This is a genomic window from Rhizobium sp. SL42 (assembly GCF_021729845.1).
Lineage (GTDB): Bacteria > Pseudomonadota > Alphaproteobacteria > Rhizobiales > Rhizobiaceae > Allorhizobium.
Map to the genome: position 1 here is coordinate 2,984,559 of NZ_CP063397.1, position 18,577 is coordinate 3,003,135.

The 18,577-nt window shown below is 58.7% G+C and carries 16 protein-coding genes; 8 read left to right on the forward strand and 8 right to left on the reverse strand.

Features of this window, described 5'->3' with window-relative positions:
• Window positions 1–26: 26 nt before the first annotated feature.
• Window positions 27–428 (reverse strand): GFA family protein, encoded by a 402-nt coding sequence (locus tag IM739_RS14125; RefSeq protein WP_237368347.1) that lies wholly within the window; start codon window positions 426–428, stop codon window positions 27–29.
• Between the two features lie 387 nt (window positions 429–815).
• Here IM739_RS14125 and IM739_RS14130 point away from each other — a divergent pair, with 387 nt between their 5' ends.
• Both IM739_RS14130 and IM739_RS14135 read left to right on the forward strand, forming a co-directional pair.
• The gene (locus IM739_RS14130) at window positions 816–1,238 is read left to right on the forward strand and encodes a TadE/TadG family type IV pilus assembly protein (RefSeq protein ID WP_237368348.1); all 423 of its coding nucleotides are present in this window, start codon (window positions 816–818) and stop codon (window positions 1,236–1,238) included.
• Window positions 1,239–2,966: a pilus assembly protein TadG-related protein gene (locus tag IM739_RS14135; protein ID WP_237368349.1), complete on the forward strand. Its 1,728-nt coding sequence runs from the start codon at window positions 1,239–1,241 to the stop codon at window positions 2,964–2,966.
• Between the two features lie 78 nt (window positions 2,967–3,044).
• Here IM739_RS14135 and IM739_RS14140 read toward each other — a convergent pair whose 3' ends face one another.
• Entirely contained in the window at window positions 3,045–4,421 is a 1,377-nt protein-coding gene (locus IM739_RS14140; RefSeq protein WP_007597342.1) for a class II 3-deoxy-7-phosphoheptulonate synthase, read from the reverse strand.
• 272 nt (window positions 4,422–4,693) lie between these two features.
• Here IM739_RS14140 and IM739_RS14145 point away from each other — a divergent pair, with 272 nt between their 5' ends.
• Entirely contained in the window at window positions 4,694–5,560 is an 867-nt protein-coding gene (locus tag IM739_RS14145; RefSeq protein WP_237368350.1) for an alpha/beta hydrolase family protein, read from the forward strand.
• A gap of 493 nt (window positions 5,561–6,053) precedes the next feature.
• Here the strand turns inward: IM739_RS14145 and gor are convergent, their stop codons facing one another.
• The 3 genes from gor to rpiA form a co-directional block, all read right to left on the reverse strand.
• Window positions 6,054–7,442 (reverse strand): glutathione-disulfide reductase, encoded by a 1,389-nt coding sequence (gene gor, locus IM739_RS14150; RefSeq protein WP_237368351.1) that lies wholly within the window; start codon window positions 7,440–7,442, stop codon window positions 6,054–6,056.
• A gap of 114 nt (window positions 7,443–7,556) precedes the next feature.
• Window positions 7,557–8,108: a DUF2059 domain-containing protein gene (locus IM739_RS14155; RefSeq protein ID WP_237368352.1), complete on the reverse strand. Its 552-nt coding sequence runs from the start codon at window positions 8,106–8,108 to the stop codon at window positions 7,557–7,559.
• An 18-nt stretch (window positions 8,109–8,126) separates the two neighbouring features.
• Window positions 8,127–8,828 (reverse strand): ribose-5-phosphate isomerase RpiA, encoded by a 702-nt coding sequence (rpiA, locus tag IM739_RS14160; protein ID WP_237368353.1) that lies wholly within the window; start codon window positions 8,826–8,828, stop codon window positions 8,127–8,129.
• A gap of 150 nt (window positions 8,829–8,978) precedes the next feature.
• On the opposite strand from rpiA, the gene IM739_RS14165 reads away from it, so the two are divergent.
• Complete coding sequence (locus tag IM739_RS14165) at window positions 8,979–9,656, forward strand: HAD family hydrolase (RefSeq protein WP_237368354.1); 678 nt, start codon at window positions 8,979–8,981, stop codon at window positions 9,654–9,656.
• Between the two features lie 82 nt (window positions 9,657–9,738).
• Here the strand turns inward: IM739_RS14165 and IM739_RS14170 are convergent, their stop codons facing one another.
• Window positions 9,739–11,598: a L,D-transpeptidase family protein gene (locus IM739_RS14170; RefSeq protein WP_237368357.1), complete on the reverse strand. Its 1,860-nt coding sequence runs from the start codon at window positions 11,596–11,598 to the stop codon at window positions 9,739–9,741.
• 531 nt (window positions 11,599–12,129) lie between these two features.
• Here IM739_RS14170 and fumC point away from each other — a divergent pair.
• The 4 genes from fumC to IM739_RS14190 all read left to right on the forward strand — a co-directional run bounded on the left by fumC (window position 12,130) and on the right by IM739_RS14190 (window position 16,884).
• Window positions 12,130–13,554, forward strand: coding sequence for a class II fumarate hydratase (gene fumC / locus IM739_RS14175; protein ID WP_237368359.1), 1,425 nt, complete (start codon window positions 12,130–12,132; stop codon window positions 13,552–13,554).
• An 84-nt stretch (window positions 13,555–13,638) separates the two neighbouring features.
• On the forward strand, window positions 13,639–13,899 hold the full coding sequence (locus IM739_RS14180; RefSeq protein WP_237368360.1) for a ribbon-helix-helix protein, CopG family: 261 nt from the start codon (window positions 13,639–13,641) through the stop codon (window positions 13,897–13,899).
• Window positions 13,900–14,004: 105 nt separating this feature from the next.
• Window positions 14,005–15,612, forward strand: coding sequence for a fumarate hydratase (locus tag IM739_RS14185; RefSeq protein ID WP_237368361.1), 1,608 nt, complete (start codon window positions 14,005–14,007; stop codon window positions 15,610–15,612).
• A 207-nt stretch (window positions 15,613–15,819) separates the two neighbouring features.
• Entirely contained in the window at window positions 15,820–16,884 is a 1,065-nt protein-coding gene (locus IM739_RS14190) for a GGDEF domain-containing protein (protein WP_237368362.1), read from the forward strand.
• A 39-nt stretch (window positions 16,885–16,923) separates the two neighbouring features.
• Here IM739_RS14190 and IM739_RS14195 read toward each other — a convergent pair whose 3' ends face one another.
• Together IM739_RS14195 and IM739_RS14200 are read right to left on the reverse strand one after the other, a co-directional pair.
• Window positions 16,924–17,532 (reverse strand): pyridoxamine 5'-phosphate oxidase family protein, encoded by a 609-nt coding sequence (locus IM739_RS14195; protein WP_237368363.1) that lies wholly within the window; start codon window positions 17,530–17,532, stop codon window positions 16,924–16,926.
• A gap of 83 nt (window positions 17,533–17,615) precedes the next feature.
• A complete protein-coding gene (locus IM739_RS14200) occupies window positions 17,616–18,542 on the reverse strand; it encodes an alpha/beta hydrolase (protein ID WP_237368364.1) in 927 nt (308 codons plus the stop codon).
• Between the last annotated feature and the right edge of the window lie 35 nt (window positions 18,543–18,577).

An 18,577-nucleotide genomic window follows, 5' to 3' on the forward strand; every position in this document is an offset into this window, starting at 1 on the left:
CGTTTTTCCTCGCGCATCAGCGAACATCACACGGTGCTGCTTGCCGAATACTGCGGCAACGCATCGTTGATCGCATAATAGTCACCCTTGTCAGCACAATAGATGTGGTAACCACCGTCAAGTCCGGTAGGTGTGTCGAAAAGCCCGGCCATGATCGACATCCGCCCGGAATTGTCTGCACGCCAGAATAATGCCGAACCGCATTTGCTGCAAAAACCTCGCTCCGCTTCGGGACTTGAACGGTAGAACGCTATCGCCTCCGCCCCGAGGATCTCGACGTCATCGACCGCAGCATCCGTAGTGGCGTAAAAATGTCCCGTCTGCCGACGGCATTGGGAGCAATGGCAAAAACTGACGGGGCTCAGCGCTCCTCTGACCGCGATGCTAACCGCACCGCATAGACATCCCCCGTGGTGTATTTCCGTCATGCCGCTCCCCTAAACAGTGCAAGCCAGCATCATCTTCACGGAACGGCATCAGGTCAATTCAAGAAAGCTGAAACCAAGATTCACGACATTTGCAATGTTGGCAACAGCAACCAAAAGCAGAATTTCCGTATCGAAAGCCTGCCATTGTTAACCAATATTGCTCCCCTCGCGACAGACTTGGCGCACACAAAACGCAAATTCGCGCGATGTGCGGCATCTGTTAGCGCAACCAGATATGTTAGTACGAAATAAATAATGCAACCATTACAAGTGTTTCAGCTAAACACCTGCGTGCAGGCGAAAACTGATGCAACCAGGTAACCAAGCATTAAATCCTTCGGTATTTTCATGATCATCTAAATTACAAACATCAAATGGAGAGATCCGATGTGTTGCCGTTCCGGTTTCCTCAGTGACGAAAATGGATCTTCAGCGATCGAGTTTGCCATTCTGGCGCCCCTGTTCTTCCTCGTTGTCTTTTCCATGCTGGGCTACGCAGTCTACCTCAGCGCGAGCCATGCCGTTCAGCAGATTACAGCCGATGCGGCCCGCACCGCCATTGCCGGACTGAGCCTGCGCGAACGTCAGCATCTCGCGGAAGATTACGTAAAAACAGTCACATCCGACTATGCCTTCCTGGATTCGGAAGCCTTCAGCGTCGCGGTCAACGACAGTCCCGACAATCCGAACCAGTTCACGGTCAACATCTACTATGACGCGTCCGGATTGCCGATATGGCAGCTCTACAGCTTTGCCATGCCCGATAGCACGATCCGACGTTTCGCAACGATCCGGGTGGGAGGGATTTGAATGCGTGATCGACTTTCAGTCTTGAAGGCACTTGCCCGCGACAGCCGGGGCAACATCGCCATTTCCGCCGCATTGGTGTCGCCGCTGTTCATCGGCGCGCTAGCGCTAGGCGTAGACTACGGCAGCCTTACCCTTCAGCAACGGGAGCTTCAGCAGGCAGCGGATCTGGCCGCGATTGCGGCGGCCGCAAACCTGTCCGATCCCGAAAAGGCCACGCTTGAGTATTTCCAGATGAATGGCCTCGATATTCCGGTCGCCACCGCCAAGGGGCTTTTGACGGATCAAGGGCTGATTGCTTACGATCCCAATGAAACGCCGGGCGTCGTCGCCACGGTTACGCCAGGTCGTTACACTGCGGACCCCGCAATTTCCGTCGCGGCGCGCTTCGTCAGAACCCGCAGCTATGCGGACGCGGCACGGGTGGAAATTCACGGCAAGGGACAGCTCTTCTTCGCCAACGCGTTTACCGAGCCGCCGACACTCGGCGCTGTCGGAACAGCCGCTGCAAACAAGGTCGCCGCCTTTTCCATCGGTTCCCGTCTTGCGAGCCTGCATGATGGCATTCTCAATGCGGTTCTTTCCGGGCTCATCGGCACCACGGTCGATCTCGATCTCATGGACTACCGGGCGCTGCTTGACTGCCAGGTCAATGCCCTCGGCATCCTCGACGCCCTCGCAATCAATCTCGGACTGACTGCGCTCACCTATGATGAGCTGCTGCAAACGGAAATTTCCTATGGCAGTCTGCTTCGCGCAATCCTCGCAACGCCTGGGCTGGACGCCAGGAGCAAGGCCGCAATCGAGGCGCTGGTGCGCACGGCATCGAAGACCCGGCTTACCCTGCATCTTACCGAGATTATTGGCCTGGAACCGCTTGCCGAAAACCTTGTAGGCAGCTCGAATTACATGGCGCTGGATGTCGGCGTTTTCGATATCCTGACAGCGGCCGCCAGCGCCGCGAATGAACAGTCGCAAATCGATCTTGACCTTGGCGCAAAGGTACCGGGCCTGGCATCCGCCAAACTGAGCCTTGCCATCGGCGAGCCGGCGATCGTCTCGCCCAAGGCCGCCATCGGTGCGCCCGGAACAATCATCCGTACAGCCCAAACAAGGCTGGCGCTCGAAATCAGCAGCGAGGGACTGTTGGCGCTGGCGGGAGTAAAGGTGAAAGTGCCATTTTACCTCGAAGTCGCCCATGCGGAAGCCAGACTGGCCAACATTCGTTGCCAGGGCGTTGGCAAGGAGGGCAATGTACAGGTGGAAGCGGTGCCGGGTATCGTTGAACTGGCCCTCGGCGAGGTCAACACCAAGGCGTTTGCAAACTTTGGCACCACCCCACGCGTAAGCAAGGCAACCCTTGTCGCGGCACCGCTGCTGGGTATAGACGCACTTGCCTATGCCAACGCGAGCAACATCCAGCCGAAAACCCTGACCTTTACCGCCAGTGACATCCGGTCAGGCACGATCAAGACGATATCGACAAGCGACACGCTGACATCGCTGCAGACGTCGCTGCTGAAGAACCTCGATCTTGACGTGCGGCTCGGCCCCTTGAGCCTCAGCAGTCCAAAGGCCATCCAGACGGCTCTGTCCGACACGCTTTCGGCGCTCACTGTCCCGCTCGACAAGATCCTCTACAACACGTTGCTGACGCTCGGCATCAGGGTGGGCGAAACCGATATCAGGGTCACCGACGCGCGCTGCATGCAATCGGTTCTCGTCCAATAGGCAGCAGTAATTGACAACGAAAAAGGCCGACGCTTTCGCGTCGGCCTTTCCCCATGATTGAAGTATCGAGCGCACGGCTTAGCCGTTGGCAACCATCATGCGCTTTTCGTCGCGGCCACCCTTCATGCGTTCGGCAAGCAGGAAGGCCAGCTCGAGCGCCTGATCGGCGTTGAGGCGCGGGTCGCAATGGGTGTGGTAGCGGTCCTGCAGATCTTCTGCCGAAACCGCTCGCGCGCCACCGGTGCATTCCGTCACGTCCTTGCCAGTCATCTCGATATGGATGCCGCCCGGATGTGAGCCTTCCGCACGATGGATCTGGAAGAAGCTTTCCACTTCCGACAGGACGCGCTCGAACGGACGGGTCTTGTAGTTGTTGAGCGTGATCGTATTGCCATGCATCGGATCGCAGGACCACACCACCTTGCGGCCCTCTCGCTCGACGGCACGGATGAGGCGCGGAAGATGTTCGGCAACCTTGTCATGGCCAAATCGGCAGATCAGGGTCAGGCGGCCGGCTTCATTCTGCGGGTTGAGGATGTCGATCAGGTTCAACAGATCGTCAGCCTGCAGCGACGGACCGCACTTCAGGCCGATCGGGTTCTTGATGCCGCGGCAGTATTCGAGATGTGCATGGTCCGCCTGGCGCGTGCGGTCGCCGATCCAGATCATGTGGCCGGAGGTCGCATACCAGTCGCCGGAGGTGGAATCGACGCGCGTCAGCGCCTCTTCATAGCCGAGCAGCAGGGCTTCATGGCTGGTGAAGAAATCGGTTTCACGCAGGCTCGGATTGTTTTCCGACGTGATGCCCACGGCCTTCATGAAGTCCATTGTTTCAGAAATGCGATCGGCGAGTTTGCGATAGCGCTCGGCCTGCGGTGAATCCTTGACAAAGCCAAGCATCCACTGGTGCACGTTCTCGAGGTTGGCATAGCCACCCATGGCGAAGGCGCGCAGCAGGTTGAGCGTTGCAGCAGACTGACGGTAAGCCATCAGCTGACGGTCCGGGTTCGGGATGCGGGCATCCTCGGTGAATTCGATACCGTTGATGATATCACCGCGATAGCTCGGAAGTTCGACGTCGCCGATCTTCTCCATGTCGGACGAGCGCGGCTTGGCGAACTGGCCGGCAATACGCCCGATCTTGACCACCGGCAACTGTGCGCCGAATGTCAGAACGACTGCCATCTGGAGGAAGGCGCGGAAGAAGTCGCGGATATTGTCCGCGCCATGTTCGGCAAAGCTCTCGGCGCAATCGCCGCCCTGCAAAAGGAAGCCGTTGCCCTCGGCAACATTGCCGAGCGCCTTCTTCAGGCGGCGTGCTTCACCGGCAAAAACGAGCGGCGGATAGGATGCAAGCTGCAGTTCGGCAGCCTTCAAAGCTTCCTGATCCGGATAGGCCGGAACCTGCTTGATAGGCTTTTGCCTCCAGCTGTTCGGGGTCCAATTCTGCGCCATGGTCGTCACCTGTCCTGAAATAGTAAAGCGGCCTCCTCCCGGCCGCGTCGGATGGGGGCTTATAGACCGTAATATGTGGCTTGCAAAGCCGAAGTTTAAGGGCTTTCGAACGGAAAATTCATTGTCGACAAGGACCGGATACCAATTCGAAACCGATCTGTTTCGAACTGAAAGCCCGCACGATCAGAACGTTGTCATTCGCGTGCCGATGAACCATAATGGACATTCACGTAAACGTAATTTTTGAGCCGTGCGGGGGGAGAAGCACTGCGATGGACACACGTCGCGAGATCACCAGTCGGGAAATCGGGTTCACCACCGCCGATCAATTCCCGCTGACCGGTACACTCTTCAGCGGCACCGGCGATGGCCCCCTCGCGCTGATCTCCTCCGCAGCAGCGGTGCCGCGCACGATTTATGCCCGCTTCGCCGAGCATCTGGTCGCCGATCACGGTTTCCGTGCGGCACTCACCTACGACTATCGCGGCGTCGCCAGATCACCTATCCCGCCAGGCTGGCTGCGACCGCTGCTGATGCGCGACTGGGCCCTTTTCGACATGCCCGCAGCCGTCGACGCACTTGAACGCGCGGCGCCGGGCCATGCCATGGTCGGCATTGGCCAATCATTCGGCAGCCAGGTCCTGGCACTGGGTGGCCGTGCGGATCGTTTCGATCGCTACCTGATGGTAGCGCCCATGACCGGTCACTGGGCCAATACCAATGAACCATGGAAGGTCTTCACCCTGATGAACCTGATTGGCGTACCGATTGCGACGTTGACGGGAAGTGTCCCGGGATGGATCGGCCTTGGCGAAACGCTGCCCGGTACGGTTTTTCGGGAATGGAGCCGCTGGGGACGTCATCCGGATTATTTCTTTGCCGATCGGTCGCTGAATGCAGTCAGCAGCTTCAGCGAGGTCACGACACCGATCCTCGCGCTCGGCATGACGGATGATCCCTGGGGCACACCACGGGCGCAGCACGCATTGCTCAAGCACTATACGAACGCCCCGATCGAGACCCGTTGGCATGCACCGGAGGAAGTGGGTGGAAAAATCGGCCACCTGGGCTTTTTCCGTCAGACATTTCGAGACACGCTTTGGGCCCAGGCAATCGACTGGCTCGATCGTGGCCGCTGAATTGCGGCGGCGCACAAGAGTTGCGCACACTATTCACAGTGTGTATCAGACCGACACAATCGAGAGGTCTTGTCAGACGACCGTGTCCGCCGCACATTCGAGACCTGTAATCAACACTTGACCAATATGACATCGCAATCGCCCTTCCCCCCTGGTCAGCCTCACGCAAGTCTCGCTGACTACCCCGACAGGCGGGGGTATTGCGAACTGTATTGGAAACCTCGGTTTCCTGCGTAGATCATGAGGATCGTGTTATGGCGTATGACTGGAATGGTGCCCTTACGCGTAGAAGAAACCGCATGCGGTTGATCGCGTTCTCTGTCCTGGGGCTCGCCGTTCTCGCGGCACCGGTGCTGGCATGGGCTTGAAGCCTGCGGGCAAGACAGACAAAGCTTGAACGGAGTTTCATCACAAAGAGGCGCGGCATTGTCGCGCCTCTTTGTCTTTAAGATGATTGCGCGCCGCCCTTGGAGCGGCGCAGGTCTTCACCGGATCAGACCCGCTCACCGTTCTTGATGCGATAGCTCGGGCTATACATCGTCACCAGTTCTTCCGCCGCGGTTGGATGCACGGCCATGGTCCGGTCGAAATCATCCTTGGTGCAACCTGCCTTCAGCGTAATGCCGAGGAGTTGTGCCATTTCGCCTGCGTCATGTCCGAGGATGTGTGCGCCCACGACCTTGCGGTCGGCCGTGTTGACGATCAGCTTCATGATCATCTTTTCAGCCCGACCGGACAGCGTTGCCTTCATCGGACGGAACTGCGCGCGATAGACTTCGATCTCGTCGAAACGTTTCGCCGCCTCGTCTTCCGACATGCCGACAGTCCCGATCTCCGGCTGAGAAAATACAGCCGTCGCAATCATCTCGTGATCCGGCGATGTCGGATTGTTCCGGTATTCCGTCTCGATGAAACACATCGCCTCGTGGATGGCGACAGGCGTCAATTGCACGCGATCGGTGACATCGCCGAGTGCGAAGATGCCGGCGACATTGGTGCGGGAATAAGCGTCCACGACAATCGCACCACGCTCGTTGGTGGCAACGCCGGCCGCTTCAAGCCCGAGGCCCTTGGTGTAGGGATCGCGTCCGAGTGCCAGCATGACCTGCTCGACGGCAAGCTTGCCATTGTTCATCGTCTCGACTTCGAGACCGCCATTCTCAGTCTTGGCCACGGACTGGATATGGTCATGGCACAGGATCCGTATCCCCTTGGCTTCCATCGCCTCGTGCAGGCCACGGCGCATGTCATGGTCGAAGCGGCTGAGGATTTCGGCACCGCGATAGATCAATGTCGTTTCGACACCGAGACCATGGAAGATATTGGCGAATTCCACCGCTATATAACCACCGCCTGCAATCAGGATCGAACGTGGAAGCGTTTCCAGATGAAAAGCCTCGTTCGAGGTGATGCAGAGTTCGTGGCCCGGCAGGGCCGCATGCGGATTCGCGCCGCCACCGACTGCGATGACGATTTTCTCAGCGGTGACGACCCTGCCCGTCTTCTTGATCAACACACTGTTGGGCCCGGTAAGTTCGGCCCGCGATTCAATGATTTCGGCCCCGGCATTGTCCAGGCCCTTGCGGTACAGGCCTTCTAGACGGGCAATCTCGACGTCCTTTGCGGCAATCAGCTTGGTCCAGTCGAAAGTGCTTTTGCCGACTGTCCAGCCAAAGCCGGCAGCATCCTCGAAATGTTCGTGGAACTGCGAGGCATAGACGAACAGCTTCTTCGGAACGCAACCGCGAATGACGCAGGTGCCGCCGAAACGATATTCTTCAGCAATAGCAACCTTTTTGCCAAGCGATGCCGCCAGGCGCGCGCTGCGCACCCCCCCGGACCCGCCACCAATCACAAACAGGTCATAGTCGAAACTGGACATTTTCTCTCCTTGCCGCCCCAACGCACGGGACGGACCTGATATAGGGTGGGTAGGCGCCAAAAGAAAAGCCCGGACCAGGGTCCGGGCTTCATCTATTCGCTGGAAATCAGCAGATTACGGCTTGGGCGCGTCCGTAGCCGGCGCCACCGCAGGCTGCGTCTCGCCAACTTCCTTGAGCAGCGCTTCATTGGCCTGCTTTTCCAGGTCCCGGGCAATGCCGGACGTCCAGATATCGGCAGCCTTGAGCAATTCGCGTGTGGCGATCGGGCCGTCCTTGAGAAGCTTCTTGCCGGCATCGCTGCTGTAGAATGCCGTAATTGCCTGCAGTTCTTCGACCGAGAATGCCTTGGCATAGACCAGTGCCGATTCCTGTTCGAGATCAGCGCGGCGCGGCGCAAGTTTCAGCGCTTCTTCCTCGACCTTGGCGGAAATGATGTCCTGCAGATTGGGGTAAGCGAGAATAAGCTGACCCGTCAGGCGATTCATGACATTCGGCAGGATGGCATCAAAGCGGTCGGTCACGCCAAGCGACGCGATCGCCGCACGCGCGGCCTGAATGTGCTCCGGCGCGATATCCTGCGCCTTGGCGGAGATCGCGCCCAGCATCACGCTGCCGGTAACAACCGCGACCGATGCGAAACGGCTCATACCCGAAAAGCTGATCATGAAATTCAGTGCTCCTGTTTAGTTCTTCGGCTCCATCACCCGCGCACCCGCCGGACCGGCGATGATGGCGAGAGAGGCCAAGTTGATGAATAGGCCGTGTTCCACGACTCCGGGGATGGCATTGAGCTGGCTAGCCAATGCGTCTGCATCAGGAATACGGCCAAAAGATGCGTCGAGAATGAGATGTCCGCCGTCGGTCATGAAGACGCCATCGTCGCCTCTCGCCCGCAATGTCAGCGCACCGGTCAGACCAAGGCGCGATGCGAGCTTTTCGATTGCGACACGTGTCGACACCTGGCCGAACGGATTGATTTCAATCGGCAACGGGTAGCGGCCAAGTGTGTCAACCACCTTGGTGTCGTCGGCAATCACGATCATCCGGTGCGACGCTGCGGCGACGATCTTTTCGCGCAGCAGTGCACCGCCACCGCCCTTGATCAAACTCAGTCGATGATCGATTTCGTCAGCACCGTCGATGGTCAGATCAAGCTCCGGCAGTTCATCAAGGGATTTCAGCGGCACGCCCAGTTCGACACAAAGACGTGCGGTCCGCTCGGATGTCGGCACACCCTGAACGTTGAAGCCACCCGCCACCTTTTCCGCAAGCAGGCGAACGAACTCTTCCGCGGTCGAACCGGTGCCGATACCAAGGCGCATGCCATCTTCGACGTACTCCAGAGCCGCGGCAGCGGCCTTGATCTTCATTTCGCGGGCGTCCATGCGCCAAAAGCTCCCATCCGTTTCGTCGGATGCTGTTTACACGCCTCCTTTGACAAACGAAAGCCCTCACCATGCCGCCGCCGTTGCCTTTTCGGAGGATTTCCCCTAACGCCGAACAGACCTTGCCGCCCAAGCGAATGGAGCATCCGCGTGACACAAACGACCATCGTCTTCGATCTCGACGGCACACTTGTCGACACCGCACCGGATCTCGTTGCCAGCCTCAACCACACGATCGCAATCCGAAATCTTGAACCAGTGGGCTACGCAGATCTGACCCATCTCGTCGGCCAGGGCGCGCGTATGATGATCAAGCGCGCATTCGACCTGCGCGGTGTACTACTCGACGAGGAGGAACTTCCCGCTTTGCTCGACCGCTTCATCGCCCATTACAAGTCCGGCATGCCGGGCGAGAGCCGTCCTTATCCCGGCCTGGTCGCCGCCCTCGAGCGGCTCGCCGCCGAAGGATTCACGCTGGCGGTCTGCACCAACAAGATGGAGGAGCTCGCGCGACCGTTGATCGACAAGCTCGGCCTGACACATCATTTCGCCGTGATCACCGGCGGCGACACGTTTGCCGTCCGCAAGCCGGATGCCGGCCACCTGACGGGCACGATAGAAAAAGCAGGCGGCAACCCGGCAAGGGCCCTGATGATCGGCGACAGCATCAACGACATCCTGGCTGCCCACAATGCCGGCATCGCCTCGATTGCCGTGCCCTTCGGTTATTCCGACACGCCGATCGAAGCGCTCGGCGCAAGCCGGATCATCAGTCACTTCGATGAATTGACGGTAGCTCTCGTTCGCGAACTGGTGGAAAACGCCTGAACCGATCGCGGCAAGCCCGATGAAAAATGGCGGGCCAAGGCCCGCCAGATCAACTTGAATATACCTGCCGCGAAGTCTTCGCTTATGCGCCCGGCGTGCGGGCATCCGTCGTGGTGACGAAAGCCTTGCCAACCGCTTCATCGCGGCCATAGACATCGTCGAAATACTCGACCACGCCGTCCTTGTTCGGCCACGCGGTGAAGTAGGAAACGTAGACGGGGATCTTCTGCGGCACCTGCACGGCACGGTTCTGGCCAGACGAGATCTGCTTGCCGATTTCCTCGACCGTGGTTCCCATGACGGCAGCGGCCATTACGCGCGGCTCGGCTAGACGCACGCAACCATGGCTCAGCGCCCGCATGTCGCGCTTGAAGAAGCTCTTCGACGGCGTGTCATGCATGTAGATGGCATGGTCGTTCGGGAACAGGATCTTCAGTTCGCCAAGCGCATTGTCGCCACCCGGCGGCTGGCGCACATCGACCGAATGTGTCGTGTACCAGTCGATCTGGCTGGACGCGACCTTGCGCCCGCCATAGCTGACCTCATAACCCAGCCGGTCGAGATAACTCGGATCTGACCGCAGCTTCGGCAGCATTTCATTGATGATGATGGACTTCGGCACGCCCCAGTAGGGGTTGAACTCTACCGTCTCGATCTGATCCTGGAAGAAATATGTCTGGTTTGAACGCGAACCGACAACGACCCGCATGTTCAGCTGCTCGCGCCCATCATTGATGTAATAGGCAGTATAAGCCGGCTGATTGATGAAGACATAGCGCTGGCCGAGATCGGCCGGCAGCCAACGGATCTGCTCCATGGCAACGATCAGCTTCTGGATTTTCTCGGCATTGCTGTGGCCCGTCATCGCCCGGACCGTAGCCGGACCGACAACACCATCAGCCTTCAGGCCTTTTTCCTGCTGGAATGATTCCACCAAAGCGACCAGCTCCGGCGTATATTCCGGCGCGCCCGCATAGGCCGCCAGAACGGCCGCATGCTGGGTCTTGAGAGTATCGGAACCGACCTGTTTCAACAGGCCGATGACGTTGGCAAGCTCGGGATTGGTCTGGCCGGGTTTCAGCAATGTCCCGGGAGCAACCTTGATGACGGGCGCCGATTTGCTGTCTTCCGCGCGCAAGCGCAGAAGTTCATTCCGCAGAGCGGCATATTCGGCATTGCGCGGATCACGGTTGCGCAGATATGCGCCAACGTCCGGGCTCAAACGCAGCATGTCCAGAACCGGCGCGAGATTGACACCCTTGCGCTTGAAATCGTGGTAACCGGAGATCTTGTTGGGGTCGACGCGACCGCGGGTCGTATCGTTGACGTAGGTCAGAACCTTGGCCGAAAGCGCAAGTTCGAAAGCCATCAACTCCCGCTGGCGCTTCTCCGGATCCGCCGGATCACCGGTCTCCGCAGGCGTCACGACCGAATAGTCCTCCGGTGAAAGGCCGGCGTCGGCAGCACGAGAAAGCGCATCGATCATCTGGCGCGCACGATCCGTCAGCGCGGTATCGGTGACCCAGATCAATGGCTTGTTCGGATTGCCATAGTAGCCTTCAACGACCTTGGCGACGTCATCGGTCGCGCGTACCGATGCTTCCGTGAGGAATCGGCGCGCACCCAGAACCTGGCCTTCCGGCGCCTGAACTCCTTTTGAGGCAACCGGCAGATTGACCAGGATCGCGCGCTGGGCTTCAGGCTTGTAGGTATAGTAACGCGGTCCGGAAACCTTCGGCAATGGCTCCGGGTCACCCATTTCCAGGCCACCCTGAGCCTGTTGCTCAAGAGCCGCCGATGCAGCCTGACGCTTCGTCTGCTTTCCAGGCCCGCCGCGAAGAAGATCGAGAAGAGTCGTCGCCCCGGCCTGTTGAGGAAGACCGCCAAGGGCAGTGGCCGCGGCCAACAGCGCGGTTACCACGAATTTGCTGTTTCTCGTCATTCTCGCTCTCATTTCAGTATCCGAGTCACCGGGACTCGTGGCATCGACAGCCTGTTTGCGGATCACTAGCCGATCGGCTTTTGCTTGAAAAGTTGCACCCGGGTTCTTGGATCCGGAAGAGGGTCTCAACTTTGTGTGACTCGGCTGAACGAAGCACCCGACAGACACAGCAAACTAAATGGAAATATTCGTTAATTTTTGATTGACGACAAATGTGAGCAGAACCGTGGCACAGGCGCGGCAGGGTGCTGCCATGCACAAATTGTTGTGATCCGTGCCGAATATGACACAACGTCAACTGCTGGGATGCTTCGTGGTCTTGCCGGTCAACATGACCGGAGGATACTGCGGCCAGCAGTCTGGCCGACTGGCGCAATGCGGCGAAAGCCGGCATCTGCAGCGGCACCGGTCGGCGCAACAAAGATTTGCCGTGGCTGGCATCTTGACTAAAAGCCTCATCTTATTCTTATGCGGTTGCGCTGGCAGATATCGGACCTAGATAATGTGTACCGGCAATTCGACGATCCACTGATGACGCGAAAGCGGCAGAGCGAAAGCAGGATGACCATGACCACCCGTACAGAAACCGATACATTCGGCCCGATCAACGTCGCCTCTGACCGCTACTGGGGCGCCCAGGCGGAGCGCTCGCTCGGCAATTTCAAGATTGGCTGGGAGAAGCAGCCCCTTCCGGTGGTTCGGGCGCTTGGCATTGTCAAACAGGCGGCAGCTCGCGCCAACATGGCACTGGGAAAACTCGACCCGGCCATCGGCGATGTGATCGTTGAAGCCGCGCAGGAAGTCATCGACGGCAAGCTGAATGAGCATTTCCCGCTTGTCGTCTGGCAGACGGGCTCCGGTACCCAGTCCAACATGAACGCCAACGAAGTCATTTCCAATCGTGCGATTGAAATGCTCGGCGGCGTCATGGGCTCGAAGAAGCCGGTTCACCCGAATGACCATGTCAACATGAGCCAGTCGTCGAACGATACTTATCCGACTGCCATGCATATCGCTGCCGCAGAATACGTCATTCACCATCTGCTTCCGGGCCTCAAGCATCTGCACGAAGCGCTCGATGCCAAGGCCAAGGCCTTTGCCCATATCATCAAGATCGGCCGCACCCATACCCAGGACGCGACCCCTCTGACGCTTGGCCAGGAGTTCTCCGGCTACGCCGCTCAGGTCGCCTCATCGATCAAGCGTATCGAACTGACCCTACCGGGCCTCTACGAATTGGCCCAGGGCGGCACGGCGGTCGGCACCGGCCTGAACGCGCCCATCGGCTTTGCCGAGAAAGTGGCGGAGGAAATCGCCAAGATCACCTCGATACCGTTTGTCACCGCCCCCAACAAGTTCGAGGCGCTTGCCGCGCACGACGCCATGGTCTTTGCGCATGGCGCCATCAATGCCGCCGCCGCCGCCCTGTTCAAGATTGCCAACGACATCCGCTTCCTCGGCTCCGGCCCCCGCGCCGGTCTGGGCGAACTTTCGCTACCGGAAAACGAGCCTGGTTCGTCGATCATGCCCGGCAAGGTCAATCCGACCCAATCCGAGGCCCTTACCCAGGTATGCGCCCATATCTTCGGCAACAACGCCGCGATTGCCTTCGCCGGCAGCCAGGGACATTTCGAACTGAATGTCTACAATCCGATGATGGCCTACAACTTCCTGCAATCGGTGCAGCTCCTTGGGGATGCTGCCGTCTCCTTCACAGACAATTGCGTCGTCGGTATCGAAGCGCGCGAAGACAACATTCGCAAGGGCGTCGAGAATTCACTGATGCTGGTGACCGCACTGAACGGTAAGCTCGGTTACGATATATGCGCCAAGATTGCCAAGACCGCACACAAGAACGGCACGACCCTGCGTGAGGAAACGGTCGGAGGCGGCTATCTGACCAACGAGGAATTCGACGAGTACGTGCGACCGGAACTGATGATCGCGCCAAACTGAACAAGTTCAGCGATCGACACAAACCTGTGCATGGCTGCATATGGTGAATTACGCTCTACCTGCACATATGCTAAAGTAGCAAGCATGCGGGAGGTCGCCAAACAGTCACTGACGGTCTACCTCGATCCGGACGTCGTTGCCCGGATTGAGACGATGATTGGCGCCGGTCGCTTCGCCAATTCAAGCGAGATCGTGCAGGAAGCACTGGTGCTCTGGCTGACGACATTCAACCAGCACCAATTCGAGCTGGAACTGAAGAGGGCCTATGAAAGCAGCCTGGCCCTTACGGGGCGTGAAAGCGTCAATGCCGCAACCTTCCTTAGGACGCTGGGCGACTTGGCATAAGCTTTTGCTCGCCCCGCGCCTGCCTCTTTAGAATCATTGAAATTTAACCCCCATCGCCGTAAACCACCGCCATCTGACAACCTGCCTCTGAAAGGCTCCGGACTGATGGCTGACGATCTCTTTCCCCTTGGCGAAGACAAGACCCCTTACCGCAAGCTGACATCCGACTTTGTTTCGGTAGAGACCTTCAAGGGCCAGGAAATCCTGACTGTGCAGCCGGAAGGCTTGACGTTGCTGGCCGAAACCGCCCTTTCCGACATCAACCATCTGCTGCGCCCGGGCCACCTGAAGCAGCTCGCTTCGATCCTTGAGGATCCGGAAGCGACCGACAATGACCGTTTCGTCGCCTACGACCTGCTGAAGAACGCCAATATCGCCGCAGGCGGTGTGCTGCCGATGTGCCAGGATACCGGCACGGCAATTGTCATGGGCAAGAAGGGCCGTCGCGTCTGGACCGATGGCGGCGACTATGAGGCGCTGGCAGCCGGCGTCCGCGACGCCTATGAGCGCCGCAACCTGCGCTATTCGCAGCTCGCCCCGCTCAAGATGTTCGAGGAAAAGAACACCAAGACCAACCTTCCAGCCCAGATCGACCTCTATGAAGAGGGCGAGGATGCCTACAAGTTCCTGTTCATGGCCAAGGGCGGCGGCTCGGCCAACAAGACCTTCCTCTATCAGGGCACGCCTTCGTTGCTGACCCATGACCGGATGATCGACTTCCTCAAGGAAAAGATCCTGACGCTCGGCACAGCGGCCTGTCCTCCCTACCATCTGGCGATCGTTATCGGCGGCCTGTCCGCCGAGATGACGCTGAAAACGGTCAAGCTCGCTTCCGCGCGCTACCTCGACTGTCTGCCTACGGAAGGCTCGGAATCCGGCCATGCCTTCCGGGACGTCGAGATGGAGAAGGAAATCCACAAGCTAACCCAACAGATGGGTGTCGGCGCCCAATTCGGCGGCAAGTACTTCTGTCATGACGTCCGCGTCATCCGCCTGCCCCGCCACGGCGCATCGTTGCCGATCGGCCTCGGCGTCTCCTGTTCCGCCGACCGCCAGGCCTTGGGCAAGATTACTCGGGACGGAATCTACATCGAACAACTCGAGACCGATCCGTCGAAATACATGCCGGAGATCGACGAGACCGCCCTCTCCTCTTCCATGGTCAAGATCGACCTCAACCAGCCGATGAGCGCCATTCTCGCCGAATTGACGAAACATCCGGTCAAGACTCGCCTGTCCCTCACCGGCACCATCATCGTCGCCCGCGACCTTGCCCATTCCAAGATCCGCGAGCGGCTGGAAAACGGTGAAGGCATGCCGGACTACATGAAGAACCACCCGGTTTATTATGCAGGCCCCGCCAAGACGCCGACCGGCTTTGCCTCCGGTTCCTTCGGCCCGACCACGGCCGGCCGAATGGACTCTTACGTCGACCAGTTCCAGTCTTTCGGCGGCTCGATGGTTATGCTCGCCAAGGGCAATCGCTCGCGCGCCGTGCGCGAGGCCTGCAAGACCCATGGCGGCTTCTATCTCGGCTCGATCGGCGGCCCAGCCGCACGTCTCGCCCAGGATTGCATCCGCAAGGTCGAGGTTCTTGAATATCCGGAACTGGGCATGGAAGCCGTCTGGAAAATCGAGGTCGAGGATTTCCCCGCCTTCATCGTAACCGATGACAAAGGCAATGATTTCTTCCAGGAATTCAACCTCGGATAACCCGAAATCACGATCAGGCGTGACGTGTGACATGCACGTCACGCCTCAAGAGATGTTTGCAAACAAAGGCTTGCAACTGCAGGCCGGCGACAGTGCGAATTTGCGTCAAAGATTTATCACTGCAATGTAATTAAACATTCTCAAAGTTTTTATCGATAAACAATCTATTGGGACTAGAAGGTCCGACCAATCTATTGGAGTTGGCCGATGACTACGGCGACACCGCCCAAAGCGCAGGTAACTGACGTCGCGGCACAAATCTCTTTCGCAATGCGCACGATGGGCGTCGCTCCCATTCCGCGCAATTACGAGCTGTTTTACGAAGCCTATATCGGCTCCAATCCCACTCTGACGCGCGAGCTTGCCGCCCTTGGCAGCAAGGCGACGCAGGACGAGTTGGACGCAATCGGCGAGCAATATTTCGGCAGCCATCAGGGCCGCGCGATCGAGAACGCCCATACCAAATTGATCGGCGAGCTGGAAGGCCTGCTGAGGGTCCTGCAGCAGGAACAGAGCTCCCTCGAAAGCTACAATAAACTGCTCGGCGAGACTTACAGCCGCATCAACTCGAAAAGCAGTTCGAGCGCAGATATCTTGCGCAGTGCCATCAACATCCTGACCGAAGCCACTGGCAACACGATGGCGCATGGTGAAAAGACCGTCTCGCAGGTTTCACAGAAATCGCAGGAAATGGATCAGGTCCGAAAGGAACTGGACGAGTACAAGCGTATCGCCAATACCGACTCGCTGACCCGCATCGCCAACCGGCGCGCATTCGATGAAAAGCTGTCCGCCGTATACGCAAATGACAGCCACACATTCTCCGCCCTTGTCTTGGCCGACATCGACAATTTCAAGAAGGTCAACGACGCCTACGGCCATCCGGTCGGAGACAAGATTTTGGCGACCGTTGCCAATGTGATCCGGGCCAATGTTCGCAAGGATTGTTTCGTCGCACGCACAGGCGGCGAGGAGTTTGCCATCATCATCGACGGGAACACCGCCGAAGAAGTCCAACAGATCTGCGAGCGCGTCCGCATTGCCCTCGAGACGACGCCGTTCAAGAATTCCAAGACCGGCGTCAACTACGGTCCGGTCACAATTTCGCTCGGCTATTGCATGGCAAGCGATGCCGAGGACGCCGGCGAACTCTATGCCAAGTCCGATATCGCCCTCTATTGCGCCAAGAATACCGGTCGAAACCGGACCCGCCTCTATGAAGACGGGATGAAGAAGGACTTCACCAAGAGCTGGCTGATCTACAAGCGGTGACAAAACGAGGGCGGCGCCGGCACTTGCCGCCCCGTTACGCTACCACATCGTTTTGACAGCGCGCGCCGGCCATTCGCGATCATAAGTCTCCTTGTCGAAATCCGCTTTTGCGGCTTTCAGCAAATCACCCGGTGTCGGCAGATTCTTTGGATCGATCTGCACAGCAGGGTTCCACAGATCCGCACGCATGACCGCCCGTGCGCACTGGAAATAGACTTCGTCGATCGAAATCAGGATGACGCTCCGCGGGTGTTTCAACTCCATCTCGAAGCTGCGCAGCAGGTCCGGCTCGACTGAAACGACGGCCTTGCCGTTGACACGCATCGCGGTGTTTGAGCCCGGAATGAGAAACATCAAAGCCACACGCGGATCCCGCACGATATTCACCAGCGAATCGACCCGGTTATTGCCGCGCCAGTCGGGCATCGCCAGTGTCTTTTCGTCCTTGACGCGAATGACCGCGCCTCGATCGCCACGAGGAGAACAATCGAGTCCCTCAGGCCCGACGGTCGCCAGCGCGACGAAGGGTGAAAGTTCGATCATCTGGCGGTATTCTGCCGTCAGAGCCTGCGTGACCTTGGCAACAGAAGCCTCGGACACATCGCCGTAGATCTGCTTCAGTTCTTCTACTGTCCGGATCACCTGCATGCTGTCCCTCCATGGTGGCGCGGCGTTGCCGCCCGTAGACAGCATTCCATGTCGCAGGCTCCTAGGAAAGACCGATGACAAGCCTATGACACAGCGCGATTTTGCCTTGCGACTATTGCCTGGTCTCTGACGAGAAAATCCGCAACCGCATCGATGACTTCGGGAGCGCTGACGATCCTGCGATGCCCGTGGCCATTGGCCCAGATATGCCGAACCTTCGGCGACAGCCCGATATAGCGCTGTGCATGCCCGACATTCACTTCCTTGTCGTCTTCTGCATGGATCACCAAGAGCGGGCGATCGATCCGGCGTGCCACGGTCACCGTATCGAGTTGCTCCACCCCAACACCCACATAGTCTTCCGCCCGCTGGCGCATGGCCATCAAGCTCGGCCGGCCCAAGCCGATCGCAGAGGCAAAGCCGGCAAACACTTCGCCCATGCTGGATGGCGCGCCGATCAGCACGATACGCCCCGCCTCAAGTCTCGAGCGATCGCCGAACACGCCGCCCGCAGCTGTCATCACCGCCGCTCCGCCAAAGGAATGCCCAACCACGCCGTCAAACGGCCCATAATGTCGCTCCGCAGCACCGATCGCCTCCGCAGCCAGCCTGAGATCCAGGCGGGCACCGGTGGAGGCGCCATGACCTGGCAGATCCAGCATCACCACATCGGCACCCGCCGCGCTCAACCCGGAGGCAAGATCGGTGAGATATTCGGCCCGCGATCCCCATCCGTGAACCACCAGCAACCTCGATGCCACCCGCTGGACCGTGCTGCTCGCCAGATGATAGGTGGCGACACTGCCAGCGGAGGTCGGCAGGCGCACGATCGCGGCATTGCTCAGCTGCTGCTGGCCGGCGACAAAAACCCGCTTGGCTTTCTCCCCTTTCGGCTTGCGGCTGGGTGTGCGACAGAAGAGCCTGAATGCGAGGCTGCCGGACAGTCTCGGCGAAAGCGCCTCCAGCCGGGAGAAACCGAAACGGATGACCTTGAATGCGAAGGATGTCATAATCGGAGACCAACGTTAATGTTCAATATTGAACA

Bases quoted from the DNA above. Each gene is read 5' to 3' on its own strand.
- IM739_RS14125 (WP_237368347.1), bottom strand. From the start codon at position 428: ATGACGGAAATACACCACGGGGGATGTCTATGCGGTGCGGTTAGCATC.
- IM739_RS14130 (WP_237368348.1), top strand. From the start codon at position 816: ATGTGTTGCCGTTCCGGTTTCCTCAGTGACGAAAATGGATCTTCAGCG.
- IM739_RS14135 (WP_237368349.1), top strand. From the start codon at position 1,239: ATGCGTGATCGACTTTCAGTCTTGAAGGCACTTGCCCGCGACAGCCGG.
- IM739_RS14140 (WP_007597342.1), bottom strand. From the start codon at position 4,421: ATGGCGCAGAATTGGACCCCGAACAGCTGGAGGCAAAAGCCTATCAAG.
- IM739_RS14145 (WP_237368350.1), top strand. From the start codon at position 4,694: ATGGACACACGTCGCGAGATCACCAGTCGGGAAATCGGGTTCACCACC.
- gor (WP_237368351.1), bottom strand. From the start codon at position 7,442: ATGTCCAGTTTCGACTATGACCTGTTTGTGATTGGTGGCGGGTCCGGG.
- IM739_RS14155 (WP_237368352.1), bottom strand. From the start codon at position 8,108: ATGATCAGCTTTTCGGGTATGAGCCGTTTCGCATCGGTCGCGGTTGTT.
- rpiA (WP_237368353.1), bottom strand. From the start codon at position 8,828: ATGGACGCCCGCGAAATGAAGATCAAGGCCGCTGCCGCGGCTCTGGAG.
- IM739_RS14170 (WP_237368357.1), bottom strand. From the start codon at position 11,598: ATGACGAGAAACAGCAAATTCGTGGTAACCGCGCTGTTGGCCGCGGCC.
- fumC (WP_237368359.1), top strand. From the start codon at position 12,130: ATGACGCGAAAGCGGCAGAGCGAAAGCAGGATGACCATGACCACCCGT.
- IM739_RS14180 (WP_237368360.1), top strand. From the start codon at position 13,639: ATGCGGGAGGTCGCCAAACAGTCACTGACGGTCTACCTCGATCCGGAC.
- IM739_RS14185 (WP_237368361.1), top strand. From the start codon at position 14,005: ATGGCTGACGATCTCTTTCCCCTTGGCGAAGACAAGACCCCTTACCGC.
- IM739_RS14190 (WP_237368362.1), top strand. From the start codon at position 15,820: ATGACTACGGCGACACCGCCCAAAGCGCAGGTAACTGACGTCGCGGCA.
- IM739_RS14195 (WP_237368363.1), bottom strand. From the start codon at position 17,532: ATGCAGGTGATCCGGACAGTAGAAGAACTGAAGCAGATCTACGGCGAT.
- IM739_RS14200 (WP_237368364.1), bottom strand. From the start codon at position 18,542: ATGACATCCTTCGCATTCAAGGTCATCCGTTTCGGTTTCTCCCGGCTG.